The sequence below is a fragment of the Acinetobacter sp. YH01008 genome, assembly GCF_013420435.1.
Lineage (GTDB): Bacteria > Pseudomonadota > Gammaproteobacteria > Pseudomonadales > Moraxellaceae > Acinetobacter > Acinetobacter pseudolwoffii.
Genome location: NZ_VOYD01000036.1, coordinates 1 through 16,893 on the forward strand (window position 1 = coordinate 1; position 16,893 = coordinate 16,893).

At 35.3% G+C, this 16,893-nt stretch carries 15 protein-coding genes and 1 tRNA gene; 10 read left to right on the top strand and 6 right to left on the bottom strand.

Features of this window, described 5'->3' with window-relative positions; translation table 11 throughout:
* Positions 1 to 246: 246 nt before the first annotated feature.
* Positions 247 to 801 carry a 1-acyl-sn-glycerol-3-phosphate acyltransferase gene (locus FTT75_RS13895; RefSeq protein WP_005097390.1) on the bottom strand — a complete coding sequence of 185 codons (555 nt, stop codon included), beginning with the start codon at positions 799 to 801 and terminating at the stop codon, positions 247 to 249.
* 797 nt (positions 802 to 1,598) lie between these two features.
* On the opposite strand from FTT75_RS13895, the gene FTT75_RS13900 reads away from it, so the two are divergent.
* Positions 1,599 to 1,675: transfer RNA gene (locus FTT75_RS13900), tRNA-Ile, on the top strand.
* A gap of 209 nt (positions 1,676 to 1,884) precedes the next feature.
* Here the strand turns inward: FTT75_RS13900 and FTT75_RS13905 are convergent.
* A complete protein-coding gene (locus tag FTT75_RS13905; protein ID WP_180001272.1) occupies positions 1,885 to 2,721 on the bottom strand; it encodes a hypothetical protein in 837 nt (278 codons plus the stop codon).
* A 132-nt stretch (positions 2,722 to 2,853) separates the two neighbouring features.
* On the opposite strand from FTT75_RS13905, the gene FTT75_RS13910 reads away from it, so the two are divergent.
* Positions 2,854 to 3,033: a helix-turn-helix domain-containing protein gene (locus FTT75_RS13910; protein WP_180100992.1), complete on the top strand. Its 180-nt coding sequence runs from the start codon at positions 2,854 to 2,856 to the stop codon at positions 3,031 to 3,033.
* 100 nt (positions 3,034 to 3,133) lie between these two features.
* Entirely contained in the window at positions 3,134 to 4,963 is a 1,830-nt protein-coding gene (locus FTT75_RS13915) for an AAA family ATPase (RefSeq protein ID WP_180100984.1), read from the top strand.
* Positions 4,964 to 5,130: 167 nt separating this feature from the next.
* Here the strand turns inward: FTT75_RS13915 and FTT75_RS13920 are convergent, their stop codons facing one another.
* Entirely contained in the window at positions 5,131 to 5,457 is a 327-nt protein-coding gene (locus FTT75_RS13920) for a hypothetical protein (protein ID WP_180100985.1), read from the bottom strand.
* Between the two features lie 284 nt (positions 5,458 to 5,741).
* Here FTT75_RS13920 and FTT75_RS13925 point away from each other — a divergent pair, with 284 nt between their 5' ends.
* From FTT75_RS13925 to FTT75_RS13955, 7 genes are all read left to right on the top strand, one after another.
* The gene (locus FTT75_RS13925) at positions 5,742 to 6,068 is read left to right on the top strand and encodes a helix-turn-helix domain-containing protein (RefSeq protein ID WP_180100986.1); all 327 of its coding nucleotides are present in this window, start codon (positions 5,742 to 5,744) and stop codon (positions 6,066 to 6,068) included.
* A 59-nt stretch (positions 6,069 to 6,127) separates the two neighbouring features.
* Positions 6,128 to 8,332, top strand: a complete 2,205-nt coding sequence (locus tag FTT75_RS13930; protein WP_180100987.1) for a class I SAM-dependent DNA methyltransferase — start codon at positions 6,128 to 6,130, stop codon at positions 8,330 to 8,332.
* 3 nt (positions 8,333 to 8,335) lie between these two features.
* Positions 8,336 to 9,577, top strand: a complete 1,242-nt coding sequence (locus FTT75_RS13935; protein ID WP_180040845.1) for a restriction endonuclease subunit S — start codon at positions 8,336 to 8,338, stop codon at positions 9,575 to 9,577.
* Between the two features lie 44 nt (positions 9,578 to 9,621).
* Positions 9,622 to 12,912, top strand: coding sequence for a type I restriction endonuclease subunit R (locus FTT75_RS16060; protein ID WP_180100988.1), 3,291 nt, complete (start codon positions 9,622 to 9,624; stop codon positions 12,910 to 12,912).
* A gap of 13 nt (positions 12,913 to 12,925) precedes the next feature.
* Complete coding sequence (locus tag FTT75_RS13945) at positions 12,926 to 13,627, top strand: hypothetical protein (protein WP_180186702.1); 702 nt, start codon at positions 12,926 to 12,928, stop codon at positions 13,625 to 13,627.
* Positions 13,624 to 14,043 (top strand): hypothetical protein, encoded by a 420-nt coding sequence (locus FTT75_RS13950; protein WP_180186703.1) that lies wholly within the window; start codon positions 13,624 to 13,626, stop codon positions 14,041 to 14,043. Before FTT75_RS13945 ends, FTT75_RS13950 begins: the two co-directional genes overlap by 4 nt.
* A gap of 64 nt (positions 14,044 to 14,107) precedes the next feature.
* On the top strand, positions 14,108 to 14,959 hold the full coding sequence (locus FTT75_RS13955) for a hypothetical protein (RefSeq protein WP_180186704.1): 852 nt from the start codon (positions 14,108 to 14,110) through the stop codon (positions 14,957 to 14,959).
* Positions 14,960 to 14,976: 17 nt separating this feature from the next.
* On the opposite strand, the gene FTT75_RS13960 is transcribed toward FTT75_RS13955, so the two are convergent.
* The 3 genes from FTT75_RS13960 to FTT75_RS16065 all read right to left on the bottom strand — a co-directional run.
* A protein-coding gene (locus tag FTT75_RS13960; RefSeq protein ID WP_257230388.1) for an IS3 family transposase occupies positions 14,977 to 16,109 on the bottom strand; the annotation gives its coding sequence in 2 pieces (ribosomal slippage) (positions 14,977 to 15,857 and positions 15,857 to 16,109; 1,134 coding nt in all).
* A gap of 49 nt (positions 16,110 to 16,158) precedes the next feature.
* The gene (locus tag FTT75_RS13965; RefSeq protein ID WP_257230389.1) at positions 16,159 to 16,752 is read right to left on the bottom strand and encodes a hypothetical protein; all 594 of its coding nucleotides are present in this window, start codon (positions 16,750 to 16,752) and stop codon (positions 16,159 to 16,161) included.
* A gap of 45 nt (positions 16,753 to 16,797) precedes the next feature.
* Positions 16,798 to 16,893: transposase domain-containing protein (locus tag FTT75_RS16065; RefSeq protein ID WP_139133946.1), on the bottom strand; the 96-nt coding region annotated here is incomplete at its 5' end.

The window sequence follows — 16,893 nt, forward strand, 5'->3', positions numbered from 1 at the left end:
GATAATCTTTTTCAGATTCAATCAATAATTGAACCGCTCTTTCTCTGATTTCAGGGGTATATTTTAATTTTGTCATCGGGATAGTCTCTCAGAATATTGACTCTCCGACAAACCCGGTACGGTTCAATTGATAGAAAAGGGGAATGCTATAGTGCAGTTTTTGATTTTATTTTTCAAATTTATACAAATGCTTTAGGAGGACATGAACAGCAAAGGATCTGTTCATGTCGAGCACTGTTACTGAGCTTATTCCGGAATGACAATATCCAGATCCACTTTATCTTTATAGAGCTGTTTGATTAAGGCCAGATCTTGAGCCAGATCTGTTGGATAAATCTTGCCTAAAATGCCACCTTGTTTGGTTCTGGAATTGGCATATAGCAATACAATTGGCACATTGGCAGCTTTGGCAATATGCCAGAAGCCGGTACGGATCGGTTTACGTGCTTCACCTTGCTTGGCACGTGTCGCTTCTGGTGCAATCACCAGATTAAACTTTTCATTATTCTGAAAATGCTCCACCATCTGGGTCACGATATCTTTATTGGCCTTGCGGTCAACAGGAATACCGCCGACAGCTTTTAATAGCGGTTTGAAAGGTCCTTTAAATAGTTCTTTTTTGATCAAGGTATGAACTTTAAGATCATAAATCTGGAAGAGGGCAATCGACAGCACCGCATCCATCATTGAAGTATGTTCAAAGCCAATAATGACCTGTTTGTCTTCGAGTACATCTGGTTCGACATGATATTGCCAACCCGCAAGTTTAAATGCAGATTCGCCAATGAATTTATTTAGCATAAGCACAGATTAAGTAAAAGCCATATGTGGAGAATTGCATAATTTCTTCTTGTTCGGCCATTCAGTCAATAGGCTGGCAAATAAAACGTGTAAATAATGTAGAAATCTATAATTTCTTGATCTTTTTAAACTGAAATATTAAGAGCTAAAATGTATAAATAAAAAATTTTGATATTAAAAAAGTATTATTAGATATAAAAAAAGTCTTAAAATGGTGAAAAAATGACTATCCAGAGCAAGATTTAGTTATTAGACTTTTGTCGAAGAAGAGAAGGGGTATTAATCCTTTCTATTTTGTTGTTCTTTCTACTCTGAGATTGAAAACTATGACATACATTACAGCCTTTGTAGTCTCTTTATTGATTTTAGTGCTTATAATTGTATGGTCTTTCATCGAAATTAAGCAGGATTTGCGTAAAGAAAAAGAAATGAAGTCTCAATTCTAATTTTTCTTTATTCTGCAGCTCATATACTTTTCCATCATTTTTAATATTTTATCAAATATTTTTTGATACTTTATAAATATACTGAGACGTCAAATCTATCAAATGTATGCTTTATTCTATGAGGTTGACGTCAATATTTCAGGCTAGGCTGCCTTAAATTGATCTGTATATACCCATTTTTCTGCATGTCTTTAGACTGAAGTATTAAAGAACTAGAATTTCTTTCGAATCAAGTCATGATGATTGCTGCCTAAGTGTTCAAGTGGTTATAAAAGTACTTGTCTTTCAAAAAAATCTTAGCTAGTATTCATGACGCTTGAACTTATTGATAAATAAAGTTTTCAGCATGTAGGGCCTATAGCTCAGTTGGTTAGAGCAGCGGACTCATAATCCGTTGGTCGACAGTTCAAGTCTGTCTGGGCCCACCATATAAAACAACCACTTACGTGTACTAATCGTAAGTGGTTTTTTTGTTTTTGGATTTTAGTAAGCACATGGTAAGCAAAATAAATCAACTTAAACCTGTCTTCTAATCTAGCATCTATCAATCAGCATGGGTAATTAATGACAATGTTTTGCAGTTGAGTAAGCTTAGTGTAACTTTAACTTTACTAATTTTGATTGGTAACGTGTGAATTCAAAGTTCCTCACTATTCTTTGTATAGAGGTTTTCAATAGATGTTAACTTTAATTGATATTTATGGAAATCATTTTTGAAATCATCAAAGTGGTTTTTTAGTACAGTATATCGTTGAGGATTGTTGTCATGGGCAATTTTAAGTATATGATATTGATTAATTTGTTTTAGATGAAAGTCTATATCAGCTCCCATTTCGATCAAACGTGAATTGGGTTCTAACTGAAAATGCAATTGTAATAGCTTGATTAAGTAGTATCCCGAGCAACCAATTAAATTTATAATTAATAAGCTGTATTCCATTAAAGCTAGGTAACTATATTCAAGATTCTGAATATGAAGCTTGAATTTACTTTGATAAGTCTTAAATAGCAAAAAACTATACAGATCTAAAACACAGTCAAATTCCTTCGCAAAATTAGCATCAAAGTTGATTACAACATCTTTAATATTTTTTGTTTGTATAGTTTTTTGAGTGAAACTATTTAGATTTTTATAAAAATTATATAAATCTTCTTCAGTAACGTAAGTTTTACTCAATATTTCCCAAATGGGATGGATAAAATAAATTATAGTGTTAGGAAGTTTATTTTCTACAATTTTTAATTTTGTTACTGGAGATACTTGTCCAGTGGAAAATTTTGTCCAAATTTTACTACCATTTTCATTAAAAAATTTATCTAGTTTATTTTTACTTGCTGAGCGTGAGTCTAACTCCGTTTGATGTGGACGAACATTATTTTGAATATTTTCTTTAAGAACACGTTCTGCAACCTGTTCATACCAAATAATAGTTTTCAATTTTGTAACAAATCCAGTTTTTGGACGCCCTGACATAAAATGTTCCACTGATAATCAAAAAGTATAATTTTTTGGGGGGTAAGAAAATATAGTAATTATAAGAACCTACTCAAACAAGTACTAATCAACTAAAAATTACTTAATTCAATTGCTATAGGACGCTTCATGATGAAGCAAGAAAGTTTATTAATTACAACAGCAGAGGCTGCAAAACTGCTAGGCATGCAACCACAAACACTTCGTCGTTGGGCTGTATATGAAAATGGTCCCATTACGCCCAAAAGGCATGGTCGTTTACTTCGTTGGAATCGTAATGAAATTTTACGTTTCGCTGGTGAAATTAAGTAGCTAAATCATTTCTTCCCCACCTCACATTTTAATTTAAAAACTGCTTCTAAATTAGAAGCAGTTCGAGGAGGGATTTTGTCGAATTTTTAGGTTTTTTAAAATGCAAAAAATGAAAACTCAGGCGGATACTCATGATTATGATGAGTACATGATTGATAAAAGTGTTGAAAAGTCTTTGTACTTAGATGTACAGCCATTTTTTATTCAGAAAAGTAATAGTGATATTGAAGGTCTGTATTATCCTACAGTTACTGACTTTAAATCACAATATATAAAAACTGCTTATGATACGAATTGTGTGCTAGTAAAATATAATATCGCTACGTCTCATCTATTTTATGAATTTAAAGAAAACTCATATTTAGATCATCAACATCCAAGTTTTGATTATGAAGGATTTTTGGCGGTAGATTTATATAGTAAGAATGGTCAACATTGTGGTGTTTTAGCTCTAGGTAGAGAAAAAGGAAATTATAAATCAACGCAGTTGATGCAATATATTATTGGTCAAAATGGTATTGCAGTATTCAATAAAAATTCAGCGAATGCAAAAGTAAATTACTGTACGAATCGAATTGATGTTGCTTTAAAAATTGCTCAATGCGGTGAGCGTGTTGCGTGTGCGGATGATATTTCTTTATGTGTAGAATTCTATTTAAATACAACAAATAATACACCTGTTGTGCTTGATAAACTCAGTAAAAACATTAATGCCTATAGCCTATTTGATGCCCACTTCATATCGCATGCAGAAAATAAACTAGCAATACAATTCTATTTGAATCAACTGTATGCAGAATTTATTAAGCAAAATGGTGTAGTGATAGAATATCCGCAACTTGAAAAGCTAGCAAATCGAGAAAAATCAAAGTTAACAACAAATGCAATTAATATTATCAATATGGAAAACATTCAAGTTCAGCCAATTCATTGGCTATGGGAGGGATGGTTGCCTCTGGGAAAAATGACAATTTTAGCTGGTGCTGGTGGTTGTGGGAAAACAAATCTCTCGCTCGCGCTGATTTCTACTATTACAAGAGGTGGGAATTTTCCAGATGGGGTACTGTGTGAAAACTCTGGAAAAGTCTTAATCTACTCAACCGAAGATGATTCTTCAGATACATTAAAGCCTCGATTAATAGCAAATGGAGCTAATGTTAGCAAAGTATCGTTTATTGCAGGACGTACTAATAAAGAAGGTAAATTAGAATCCTTTGACCCTGCCAAAGATTTTCCGAAAATTGAGCAGTACATAATAGAAAATCCTGACCTTAAACTTCTAATGATAGATCCAATCATTTCTGCGGTAAGTGGTGATATGAACAAGGCCAATGATGTGAGACGATCGTTACAGCCATTAGTTGATTTAGCCAGTCAATATGGTTTTGCCATACTAGGGATTACTCATTTTGCAAAAGGTAGCGCAAACAATAGTCCTGCTGACAGAATTCTAGGCTCCCAAGCGTTCAGTGCATTGGCACGAATGGCTTGGTGTGCTTCTCGAAGAGAGGCTGATGGTGATTATATTCTTGTACGTGCAAAAAGTAATATTTCGGTACTTGATGGTGGTATTTGTTATCAACTTGAGTCTGTGACTATTGCAGATAAAATTGAAACTACGAAAACTAATTGGTTAGGTAAAATTGACGGCTTTGCTAAGGAGTTGCTGAATAGTGCTGAACTTAATGTTGGTGATAATAATTCTGCGGTAGAAGTTGCTAAAGAGTTTTTGATTGAATTGTTAAGCGATGTTGAGAGATTGCCAGCAAAAGATGTTCACTTGCAGGCTAAAGAAGCTGGTCTGAGTCTATCATCTATACGGCGTGCACAAGAAAGGTTAAATATTAAACCTTTTAGGCCTTGTGGTGAAAAAGTATGGTTTTGGTCATTGCCCAAGATTCATAGATTAGATGAGCCGACACATTTCTAAAACTATATTGATCGATGCAATCAACATGAATAAGTTGATCTACATGGCACTAACTGTATGAAATTTATAAATATTCAACTTGCTCATGACAAATAAGCATGAGCAAGTTGATGAACAATATGAATTTATTTTAAATCATATAGTTATCTTCAACTTATTCATGTAGCTCAACTTGTACCATAATTCATTTGGTAATTTATTTTGTTTTTAAATTCGCAGTAGAGCTCATCATAGATTTCATTAAAACTAACGATTTCAAATTTGTTAAAACCATATATTTCAAAAAACTGATTATCTATAAAATAAGTTAGAGCTTGGTAAGTATTTAAATGATCAGCTACGTCTAGCTGACTACAAAATGTCGAATTGAATTGAAGCTGTAGCGCTGTAGTTTCAATAATCTTCGTTGCAATTATTTTAGAAATTTGACGTACATTCAGATTTTTAATTGCCGGATGGATAAAAATTGGGATATGGCTAGGTGAGTTGCTCATAATAGACTCCAAGCGAATTTACTTAAATCGTCTGTTATGAAAGAATGCAAAGGTAAAACGTCGAAATTTTACATCTTTCATTTCAGTGAGTTGGAATGGAAAGCATGAATACAGGATTGTCGAGATCTTGTATTCATGCACATACACTATTCTTCATATTAAATTTCCTCTTTTAATTTCTTTTGATGATGTCTTTTTGTCGAAATAGACAATAAAATACTGATAATATTTATATGAAAACTTGTCGATATAGTCAAGTTTTTGTTGTCGATTTATGGTGTTTTATGTTGATTGAGATGGATTCAGAGCTGTTTTGTGCACGGCTCAAAGAAATAAGAACACAAAGAAAAATGACACAGCAGGATATTGCTGAAAAAACAGGGATTCCATCAACTTCAATCTCACATATTGAAGCAGGCTCTCGTAAGCCATCTTTAGAAAATTTTTATAAGTTGGTGGTGGTGCTGAATGTCTCAAGTGATTACTTGCTTGGGCGTACCGACCAATATTCAGATCTAGGCATTGACCCAATTGCTAAATCTATTCAAGCCTTACCAGAGTCTGAAAGAGAGATGATTCAGAAATTCATCTTGTCTTTGCAAAAGGCATAACTGGAAAAATGCTCAAAGAAAATGAGCAGATCAGATATATAAATTAATTTGGAAAAATTATGAACATTAATGAGTTAAAACAGTTAGAAGATCAACTTTGGTCAGCTGCAGATAGTCTGCGTGCAAATACAGATTTAAAACCGAATGAGTATTCAACGCCTGTTCTTGGTCTAATTTTCTTAAAGTTCGCAGATAACAAATACGGTGCTGCTGAAGAAGCGATTTTAAAAGAGTTTAATGAACTTAAAGGGACACGCCGTGAAAAGACTCTGGCTGAAATTGCGATTAAACATTGTGGTTTCTATTTGCCGGATAATGCCCGTTATAACTACTTACTCGAACTTCCAGAAAGTGAAGATTTAGCATCAAAAATTAAAGAAGCGATGCAGGCAATTGAAGATCATCAAGGTCAAGAAGATTTTAAAGATGTTTTGCCTAAAAATGATTATCAGGCATTTAACCGTTTACCTCAAAGTAAACAGGCGTTAAAAGGTTTAGTCCGTAGTTTTTCAAATATTCCTTCTGATGCTTCAGGTGATGTATTCGGTAAAATTTACGAATACTTCCTCGGTAAATTCGCCTTGTCTGAAGGTCAAAAAGGTGGTGAATTCTTTACACCAACTTCAGTTGTTCGATTGATGGTTGAAATGATCGAACCGTATAACGGCTCTGTATATGATCCAGCCTGTGGTTCGGGTGGTATGTTTGTTCAGTCTTTACAGTTTGTAGATCGCCGTAAAGAGATTAGTAAAAAGTTAGGTGAAGCTGAGACAAACAATAGCTTATTTGTATACGGTCAAGAAAAGACGCTTGATACTGGCAAACTTGCCAAAATGAACTTGTTCGTAAATGGCCTTAAAGGTGATATTCGCCAAGCAAACTCTTATGCAGAAGATCCATTTAAGGGCTTTGAAAAGTTTGACTACATCATGGCAAACCCACCATTTAATGTGGATGATGTAGCACTTGCGACAGTTGAAAACGATCCTCGTTTTAATAGCTATGGTTTACCACGTAACAAAACCAAAACTAAAAAAGCAGATGATAATGCCAAGGCTGAAACAGTGCCTAATGCCAATTACCTTTGGATTAATTTATTTGCCACGTCTTTGAAGAATGCAGAGCAAGCGAAGCTATCTAATAGTGGTCGTGCAGCGTTAGTGATGCCTAACTCTGCTTCAGATGCACGTAATTCAGAAGCTGATATACGTCAGACATTGATCGAGAATAATTTGATTTATGGCATGCTGACTTTGCCTTCAAATATGTTCTATACCGTAACGTTACCTGCAACCTTATGGTTCTTCGATAAAAATAAAAAAGACGACAAGATTTTGTTTATTGATGCTCGAAATATCTTTAGACAGATTGACCGTGCCCATCGTGATTTTACCGATGAACAGATTCTGAATATTGCCATGATTAGTAAGCTACATAAGGGGCGTAATCATGAATATATTAGTTTGGTGGATGATTACTTTAGACAAGGTATGGCGAAGCTTGAAGCTACTGTTCCCCATGTTGAGCCTAGCTTTAAGAGGCTCAAAGATGCTTTAAAAGATGATGTAGCGATTGTTCAAAGTGTTGATACGCTAAATACACATTGGCATGCACTTAAACCACTTAAAGAAAGTTTTGATGCTTATGTGAAAGACTTCCCTCAAGTGGTCACAAAAGATTTAGTGGTCCAACTGAATGAAGCTCAAAAAACATTAAGAGCAAGTTTTACGCCGTTTTTTAAAGCCATTGCTGATGAAGCCAAAGTTTTAGATAAAGCGATTCGTGAAAAAGAGAAAGTACACAATGAGTTAGTGAAACAGACTCGTGCTGAAATTGTTGAAGCTAAGGAAAATGACAATAAAGATCTGTTTAAAGTGAAGGATACGAAGCTTAAAGCTTTAAATGCTTTATCAGCAGATATTAAAGAAGTGAAAGCTTTACTTGCGGATATTAAAGCTGACCGTGGTGAAGCTGAGTATTTCTTTAATCATATTTCATGGTTACAAGAGCGTTTCCCAGACGCTGAATATGAAGATGTGACGGGTCTTTGTAAGCTAGCAACGCCTGATGAAGTAAAAGAGCAGGATTACTCTTTAAATGCAGGGCGTTATGTAGGTGTGGTGATTGAAGAAGATGGTTTAAGCGAAGATGAATTTCTTAGCCAACTTGATGAGCTTAATACTGAATTCAAAAATCTGACAGAAGAAGCTAAATCTATTGAGCAAGTTATTTTTAATAATTTGAATGTGATTTTGGGAGCTTGATAGATGTTTATTGAGAAAACATTAGGTCAGTTGTGTGAGTTAGGCAAGGGAAAGATTCAAACTGGTCCTTTTGGTTCACAGCTACATCAGGCTGATTACTCTGAAGAAGGTACACCTGTTGTTATGCCAGCAGACATCATTGATGGGAAAATTAGTGAAGCCAAAATTGCTCGTGTGTCTGAAGATCATGTAATGAGATTAGAACGTCATCAATTGGCTATCGGTGATATTGTTTATGGTCGTCGAGGTGATATTGGACGCCAAGCTTTAATTACCTCAAAAGAAGAAGGTTGGTTATGTGGAACAGGTTGTTTAAGGGTAACTGTTGGGAAAAAATCACCTATTGACCCAGAATATTTACATCTATATTTAAAAATGCCTGATGTTATTTCATATATTCAAAATCAGGCAATTGGCGCAACCATGCCAAATCTAAATACAGAAATTTTAAAAAGAATTCCTATTAGATATCCTGAAAAAATAGCTGATCAGAAAAAAGTGATTGCTGTTTTAAAGGCATATTTTGATCTCATCGAAAACAATAAAAAGCGTATCCAAATTTTAGAAAATATGGCTGAAGAGCTATATAAAGAATGGTTTGTACGTTTTCGTTTTCCAAATTGGGAAAATACAGAGTTTGAAAAAGGTCTCCCAGTAGGTTGGAAAAATGTAAGGTTTGATTCGTTCTGTAAATTCAAAAAAGGAAAAAATCCTGAAGAAATACTAAATTCACCTGATGATGCTGTGATGTACATCAATATGGAATCATTAACGGGTGAAGGAACAAGTTATGCAAGAAAGCAAAAAAATAGCGTTGAATGTAGTATTGGTGATTTATTAATGCTTATGGACGGCTCAAGATCTGGATTAGTATTTAGGGCCAATAATATGGGTATAGTTGGTTCAACACTATCAATCATTGAAGTGAATAATAAGTTCAAAAACTATGTTTTTGAGTACTTAAAAGCTATGAAAACTTCAATTGTATCGAATAACACAGGATCAGCTATTCCTCATGCAAATAAGGATTATATTAATCGTATGCTAGTTTGCATTCCTGATAATTTAATTATTTCAAAGTTCAATGAAATTTATGACAGTCAATACTTGCTAATTAAAAACTTACAGCAACAAATCAAGTGGCTTGAACAAACTAAAACGGCATTATTGCCTCGGTTAATTTCAGGAAAATTATCAGTGGAAAACTTAGATATTCAGTTTCCACCATCAATGCAAGAACAGTAAGTTATAAAAAATAGACATATTTAGAGGGATATAGGGGATAAATTGTGGCAAAAGTAACACGTAACTTCATCAGTGAAGATGACATTGAACAAGAAGCCATCAAGATTTTAAGCACAGAATTTGATTATCAGCATCTCAATTGCTATACCACAGATTCAAGTGACTTAAATGATGGTTCAGGTCGTACAGACAAAAAAGATGTCATCTTAAAAGATCGTGTGATTGCTAAATGCGTGCAATTGAATCCTCAAGTCCCTTTAGATGTTATTGAAACAGCTGTCTCTAGATTGATGGATCGCCGTGGTTCAATGTCGGCAATTAAAGCCAATATGGAACTATATACAGCGATTCGTGATGGTGCATCCATTACTTACGAAGATGCCAACGGCGAGAAATATGAAAATGTCCCATTAAAACTGATTGATTTTGAAAACCCTGAAAATAACGATTTTTTGGTGGTGTCTCAGTTATGGATTCAATCAACAGGACGCACGCCACATTGTGCTTATCGCCGTCCTGATCTCATTCTCTATGTCAATGGTTTACCACTGGTATTTATTGAGCTGAAAAACTCTAATGTAAAGCTTAAGAATGCCTTTGATGACAATTTAAAAAATTATAAAAATGATATCCCACAACTATTCTTAACCAATGCTTTTTGTGTCCTATCCAATGCCACAGATACCAAGCTCGGAAGTTTTACCGCCGAGTGGGAGCATTTCTTTAATTGGTTACGTGTAGACCATGAAAAAGAAAAGGTCAATAAAGAAGAAATTGAGGAACAAGGCACAAGTATTGAGTACTTGTTACGTGGTCTTTGCCGTCCTGAAAGATTATTAGACTATATTGAAAACTTTATCTTATTCCAAAATGAAAAACATAAAATTATCGCTCAGAACCATCAATTCTTAGGGGTGAATCATGCCTTTAAAAACTTCCTGAAGCGTGATGAGCTACAAGGTCGTCTGGGTGTGTTTTGGCATACTCAAGGCTCTGGTAAAAGTTTCTCGATGATTTTCTATGTCAGAAAAATTTTTCGTAAAGTCACAGGTAATTTTAGCTTTGTGGTGATTACGGATCGTGAAGACTTGGATTCACAGATTTATAAAAACTTTATACAGACCAAAGCTGTTTTAGAAGATGAAGCAGCACAACCGAAAAACAGTACCCATCTTCGAACCTTACTCAGCCAAAATACTAAAATTGTATTTACCCTAATTCAAAAGTTCAGATACGAGAAAGGTCAAGATTATCCACAGCTATTCAATCCTGCTGAGCGGGAAGTGATTGTCATTGTCGATGAAGCGCATCGTACACAATATGAATCCCTTGCTGAAAATATGCGTAAAGGTTTAGACGGCGCACATTTCCTAGCTTTTACGGGTACACCGATCCTTAAACAGAAAAAAACCAAGCAATGGTTTGGTGAATATGTTTCGGAATATACCTTCCAACAAGCCATTGAAGATAAAGCAACATTACCGCTTTTCTATGAAAAGCGCGTACCTGAGGTGTTATTGCAAAATGACGATCTCAACGAAGAGCTTGCTGAAATTTTAGAAGATGAAGAGTTAAACGAAGCACAAAAAGAAAAGCTTGAGCGGAAATATTCAACGGAACTTGAAGTCATTAAACGAGATGACCGTTTAGATCGTATTGCTCAAGATATTGTCTACCATTTCCCACGCCGTGGTTATTTAGGTAAAGGCATGATGGTTGCCGTAGATCAATTTACGGCTGTACGCATGTATGACAAGGTTTCAAAACTTTGGAAAGAAGAGCTGAAGCATTTACAAACACGTATTCATAATTCTAAAAATGATGTTGAAAAATTCCGTTTAAAGCAACGCCAAAAGTATATGAGCACGGTGCAAATGGCGGTGGTCATTAGTGATCCGAGTGCAGAAAAAGAACGCTTTGATAAACAAGGTCTAGATATTCAGACACATATTGACCGCCTGAATAAAGTTGATACGAATGGGGCTGATATTGAGGATAACTTTAAAGACCCAGCGCATCCGCTACAACTTGTTTTCGTCTGTGCAATGTGGTTGACAGGTTTTGATGCGCCCACGGTATCTACGCTGTACTTAGACAAGCCAATGAAAGGTCATACCTTGATGCAAACCATTGCTCGTGCCAACCGAGTAACGTCATATCGTATTCAGAATACCGACGGCGAGCTTGTAGAGAAAAGAAATGGTGAAGTTATTGATTACTACAACGTATTTAGGAATCTAAAAACAGCTTTAAAAGATTACGGCCAAGGCACTGGTGAAGATGGAGAAATAGATGCGCCCGTCCAGGATAAAACCGTACTTTTCGATATGCTGGATGAAGCGATTACGAAGACCCTAGAATATTGTGAGTCTAAGGATATTGATCTAAACAAAATCTTAGAAACTCGTAATGAGAATGGCGGTACGTTTAAAGAGAATACTTTATTTGGTGAATATGCCGATCGGTTACTAGAAAAAGATGAATATCGAAAAACATTCAATGTTCACTTTAATACCGTTGCTGCCTTATATGAGGCATGTAAGCCTAATATCTTAGCTAAGCCTCGCCCGATAGTATCTGTAATTCAATTTTTACATGGATTTATTGAAGCCACCATTGAACAGCAAGATCTTGAAACAACAGGTGTAGCAATTGTGGATCTCTTAGATCGAAGTGTGATTATAGATGCAGATACAGCGAAGTCGGTTAAGGATTTCAAGCAAAGCTATAGTTTGATCCATGGTCAAAAATGGGATTTAAGCACAGTTGATTTTGACAAACTGAAAGAACAGTTTAAAGAAACCAAGCACAAGAACATTGCTATTGCGGATATGCGAGCTTTTCTTGAAAAGAAAATCATTCAAATGCTGAAGCAAAATGGTGGACGTATTAATTTTGCCGAGCGCTATCAGCAAATGATTGATCGTTATAACTCTGGTGCTACGGCGACTGAACAACTGTTTGAAGAAATTCAAAAGTTCACAAAAGGGTTGCAGGAAGAAGACCAACGTCATATCAGAGAAGGTTTAACTGAAGATGAGTTAGAAATCTATGACCTACTCTTAAAAGACAAACTCACAAAAGATGAGCAACAGCAGGTCAAGTTAGCAGCGAAAGACTTGATCACATCACTTATCAATACAACACCAAAAGTTTTGGTTCAAGACTGGTGGAAAGATGGGCAGACCCAAGCATTAGTGAAAGATGAAATTGAAAAAGTATTGGATAAAGACCTGCCTGTAAGTTATGACGTGACACAATTTCAGGAAAAAGTTTCAACAGTTTTTGAGCTGGTTAAAACTTTAGCTATGAATGATGATAAATGGGTGAGTTAAAAGGACTTATAAGATGAATCTTAAAGAGGATATGGGTTTAGTAACTAAAATTTTTGAAAATATCGTTGCTCATCAAGAATTGAATCATCCTGAGTTGAAATCTAAATTGGGAGTAGATGGGAAAGCATTTACAGCAATTTTAGGAGGTGGTTCATTAATGGCAGGCGCTGTAGCTGCATTCCCAACGGAAATTTTTTCATATAATCGACTCTTCCAAAAAAAACATAAGCCTAAAATCTTTGTTGAAAATGTGTTAGAGATTTTTAAATCACTGCATGATGTGGGTATCGATCAAACGAAGAACTTTATTCTTACAGGTAAGATCTTTTTATTGGATCTTACTTTAGATGATCGATACATCAATTTAGTTAAAGACTCAAACAAGCTTTTTCAGCTAGAAAAATTCGTGCATGGTGTTACTGCATTATTTAAAGAAAAAGGTGTATCTAAAGAAATATATTTGTTTTATACGCATAAGATCATAGAAACACTATTAGATCAAAATATAGATTTCACAAAAATTGATCTTGAGGTTCAAGATAATGATGATGGCTTTAGTCCTATCATGATAATGTTGAATATTAATGAATTATCATGTGAAATAGACTTTAAGTTATTGGATAAAAAAATTTCAAATTTAGTCATTGAAGATAGGAGGTTACCTCTATCTGAAAAAATGAAGATCGTTTTTAATATTATAGGAGGGGGTATATGACTACAAATGATGAAGAGTTTTATCAATTATCAAAGTTTTTATTGGACTCAGCAGAACGAAATCCATTAAAAACTTTTAAAGATTGCTCTGTAAGAACTTCTATAAGTAGAGCATTTTATTTCACCTACCATAAATTAATTACTCTGATTGGTACTCATTTAAAAATTGATATTCAAGAGTATGCGAAGAAATATAGACAGGGTACACATATTACCATTGTTCGTGTTTTAGAGGAAAATGGATTCGAAAGCATGGCATATGGGTACAACAGATTACGTGATTATAGGACTAAGGCAGATTACAAATTAAAATTTAATCTACCAAATCATATTGCTGAAACATGTATTGAAATGGCTGAGGATATAGCAGACGAAGTTGATGATTGGTTAGAGAAAATAGGACATTTTAAGAAATAAATTACTTCATTCTTAAAGATTAGCACTAGATAGTTAAAAAGTTAAATAGCAAAGATAGAGCTTTATGAAGAAAAATAAAGATTCACAGGATATCGCAGGACAGAGCATTTCTTATTTTCAAGGGGCATACAATCAAGTACAAGGTGATGCTTTAAACCAAGCTTTGAGTGAGTATCGTAAAGGGATAAAAGATGCGATCTCTCAAAAAAATGGGGGATTTACTAGTCAAACAATTGATGTTCAGCAAGGATTTGCCGCGGAAGCTCATCATGCAGGCTCATTTAATATTGAAGCTGCAGCTAAGGGGCAAAATAATCATCGGGCTACATTAGATGTTGGAACGCATAACGATCCAGTTGCAGATATCCATGTTGTCACGCCAGATGGGACAACGAAACATCAAGTGAAATTTTATAAAGATGGTGAAAAGACAGCAGGTGCTCTATCACCAGAAAAATACGATGGTGTAGGTAAAATTGTACCAAAAGATCAAGTTGACTCTGTAAAAGAAGCATCACGTAAACAGGCGCTTAGAAATAAAGAAACACGTCCAGAAGTCTCTAAAAGTTATCAGGATACGGCTGATAATGCGACAGATAAACTGACATCGAGTGATGGTAAAGTGTCCAGCACAGGTCTGAACCGAAAGGGTGAAGGTAGTGCTGAAGAATTGGTACAAGAAACGAAAAAAAATCAAGAAGGTCCTGAATACAAAGATAAGCAGCGAGTACGTTCTGAGTTTAACGCAATGCAATATCGCAATGCAGCAAAAGCAGGGGCGATTGGGGGTGCTGTTAGTGAATCGGCAACGATCTTGCTAGAGGTTTTGCGTAGCGATGATCCTTTAACGATGGATCAATGTATGGAGATAGAGAGGTGGTCCCACTTGTTTGAACAACTAAAAGCTTATTTATAAGTGATGTTCTGCTCTAGTTAAGCTACCTTATTTTGTTGTGGTAGCTGGTCATAGTAAAACTCATCTGGAGTCATTTTGTCCAGACTCGAATGAGGTCGTTTCAAATTATAAAATTCAAAATATGCATTTAATTGCTTTTTCGCATCAAAAACATTGCTGTAGGCTTTGAGATAAACCTCCTCGTATTTAACGCTCCGCCATAATCGTTCAATCATCACATTATCGACCCAACGACCTTTACCGTCCATGCTGATTTGGATGTCATTTGATTTTAACACTTCAATAAACGCATCACTGGTAAATTGACTGCCTTGGTCTGTATTAAAGACTTCAGGTCGGCCATATTTTTCAATAGCTTCATTTAATGTTTCTATACAAAATGCAACCTCCATACTAATCGATACGCTATGAGCAAGCACCTTACGGCTGTGCCAATCAATCACAGCACATAAGTAGACGAAGCCTTTTGCCATAGGGATATATGTTATATCCGTTGCCCACACTTGATTACTCCGTTGAATATTCAATCCTTTGAGCAGATATGGATATTTACGGTGAGCTTGATTGGCCTGACTTAGATTTGGTTTACGATATAACGCATTAATGCCCATTTTTTTCATTAAAGTACGTGTATGACGTCGTCCTATATGATGTCCTTGACGGTTCAATAAATCACGCATCATACGGCTACCTGCAAAAGGGTATTGCATATGTAATTCATCAATACAGCGCATCAGCTTCAGATCTGATGCACTCACAGGTTTTGGGCGATAGTAATAACAACCACGGGAGACTTTCAGTAGCTTAGCTTGCTTAGATACTGAAATCTGAAGTGAGTCGTCGATTAACTTTTGTGGTTGAAGCGGCCCAGTTTCTTCAACACACCTTCTAAAAAATCAATTTCTAATGCCTGCTCACCGATTTTTGCATGTAGTTTTTTTAGATCAATGGGTGGTTCTGCTGGAGCTTTTGATTGATCGAAGGCTTGCGAGGAAGCCGAAATCAATTGATTTTTCCAGTCGATAATTTGGTTTTGATGAACATCAAATTCAGCACTCAATTCAGCAAGTGTTTTTTCTGCTTTAATTGCAGCAAGTGCTACCTTAGCTTTAAAGTCATTTGAATGATTTCTTCTTGGTCTACGTGCCATAAAATACTCCATATATCGATGTTTATAACATCATTTGGGGAGCAAAATATCACTTATAGGTGTTGTTCAAATTTACGGAGCCATCTCTTAGTAAGCGTGCAAAACACAATAGTTCATAATGTACTTGCGATGCTTCATTATTTGTTAAAAATAAGCGCTTTAATGTCGATGGTGTAGGTAAGGCATCTAGGCGACCAAATTTACTAATGTAATTTTTATCATCAGGACTTAAAACGTCACTTTCCAAAAAGTTAGCAAAGTTTTGGTCAGTATCTTTAAGATAAGCTAAGCTTTCTTTAATAAAGTTTTCGCCTTTCCAGTGCTTAGTGATCCCCATTTGTGTAATACAAAAGCTTATGAGTTGATGAAGAGATGGGACTAAGTAATTCGACCATAGTGAATTTCGGATAGAATCAACATTCATCAAGGCAGTTAATCGAGCATGTAATAGCATTGCATTATAACGCTCTAACACATTGCGTTTAAGCAATGTTATAAATTGCAAATTTGTACGATCTGAAAACTCTTTTGGGCACAACTGCTCCAAAAATAAGTCTACATCATAGTGTGAAGTGAATAGTTTGTTTGATGAACCATCTAAGTGTTTAGAGTCTGTCTCCGAGAGTTGGCTCTTGGTATCCATGTGACTAAATAAATGTAAGCATCCGCTGAACGCCATCGCCAAGTTTTAACGGGGTTCAGGTTTCCAGCGGTGAGGTAGTAATTCTTCTATTTGGGGCACTTTATGTGTTGGCAACCTTTTCAGCACATCACTTAAATAGGC

What these genes read in the sequence shown, in the direction of transcription:
- FTT75_RS13935 (WP_180040845.1), top strand. Translation starts at nt 8,336, where the DNA reads ATGTTTATTGAGAAAACATTAGGTCAGTTGTGTGAGTTAGGCAAGGGA.
- FTT75_RS13905 (WP_180001272.1), bottom strand. Translation starts at nt 2,721, where the DNA reads ATGTCAGGGCGTCCAAAAACTGGATTTGTTACAAAATTGAAAACTATT.
- FTT75_RS13925 (WP_180100986.1), top strand. Translation starts at nt 5,742, where the DNA reads ATGTTGATTGAGATGGATTCAGAGCTGTTTTGTGCACGGCTCAAAGAA.
- FTT75_RS13910 (WP_180100992.1), top strand. Translation starts at nt 2,854, where the DNA reads ATGAAGCAAGAAAGTTTATTAATTACAACAGCAGAGGCTGCAAAACTG.
- FTT75_RS13965 (WP_257230389.1), bottom strand. Translation starts at nt 16,752, where the DNA reads ATGGATACCAAGAGCCAACTCTCGGAGACAGACTCTAAACACTTAGAT.
- FTT75_RS13920 (WP_180100985.1), bottom strand. Translation starts at nt 5,457, where the DNA reads ATGAGCAACTCACCTAGCCATATCCCAATTTTTATCCATCCGGCAATT.
- FTT75_RS13930 (WP_180100987.1), top strand. Translation starts at nt 6,128, where the DNA reads ATGAACATTAATGAGTTAAAACAGTTAGAAGATCAACTTTGGTCAGCT.
- FTT75_RS13945 (WP_180186702.1), top strand. Translation starts at nt 12,926, where the DNA reads ATGAATCTTAAAGAGGATATGGGTTTAGTAACTAAAATTTTTGAAAAT.
- FTT75_RS13950 (WP_180186703.1), top strand. Translation starts at nt 13,624, where the DNA reads ATGACTACAAATGATGAAGAGTTTTATCAATTATCAAAGTTTTTATTG.
- FTT75_RS13955 (WP_180186704.1), top strand. Translation starts at nt 14,108, where the DNA reads ATGAAGAAAAATAAAGATTCACAGGATATCGCAGGACAGAGCATTTCT.
- FTT75_RS13895 (WP_005097390.1), bottom strand. Translation starts at nt 801, where the DNA reads ATGCTAAATAAATTCATTGGCGAATCTGCATTTAAACTTGCGGGTTGG.
- FTT75_RS13915 (WP_180100984.1), top strand. Translation starts at nt 3,134, where the DNA reads ATGCAAAAAATGAAAACTCAGGCGGATACTCATGATTATGATGAGTAC.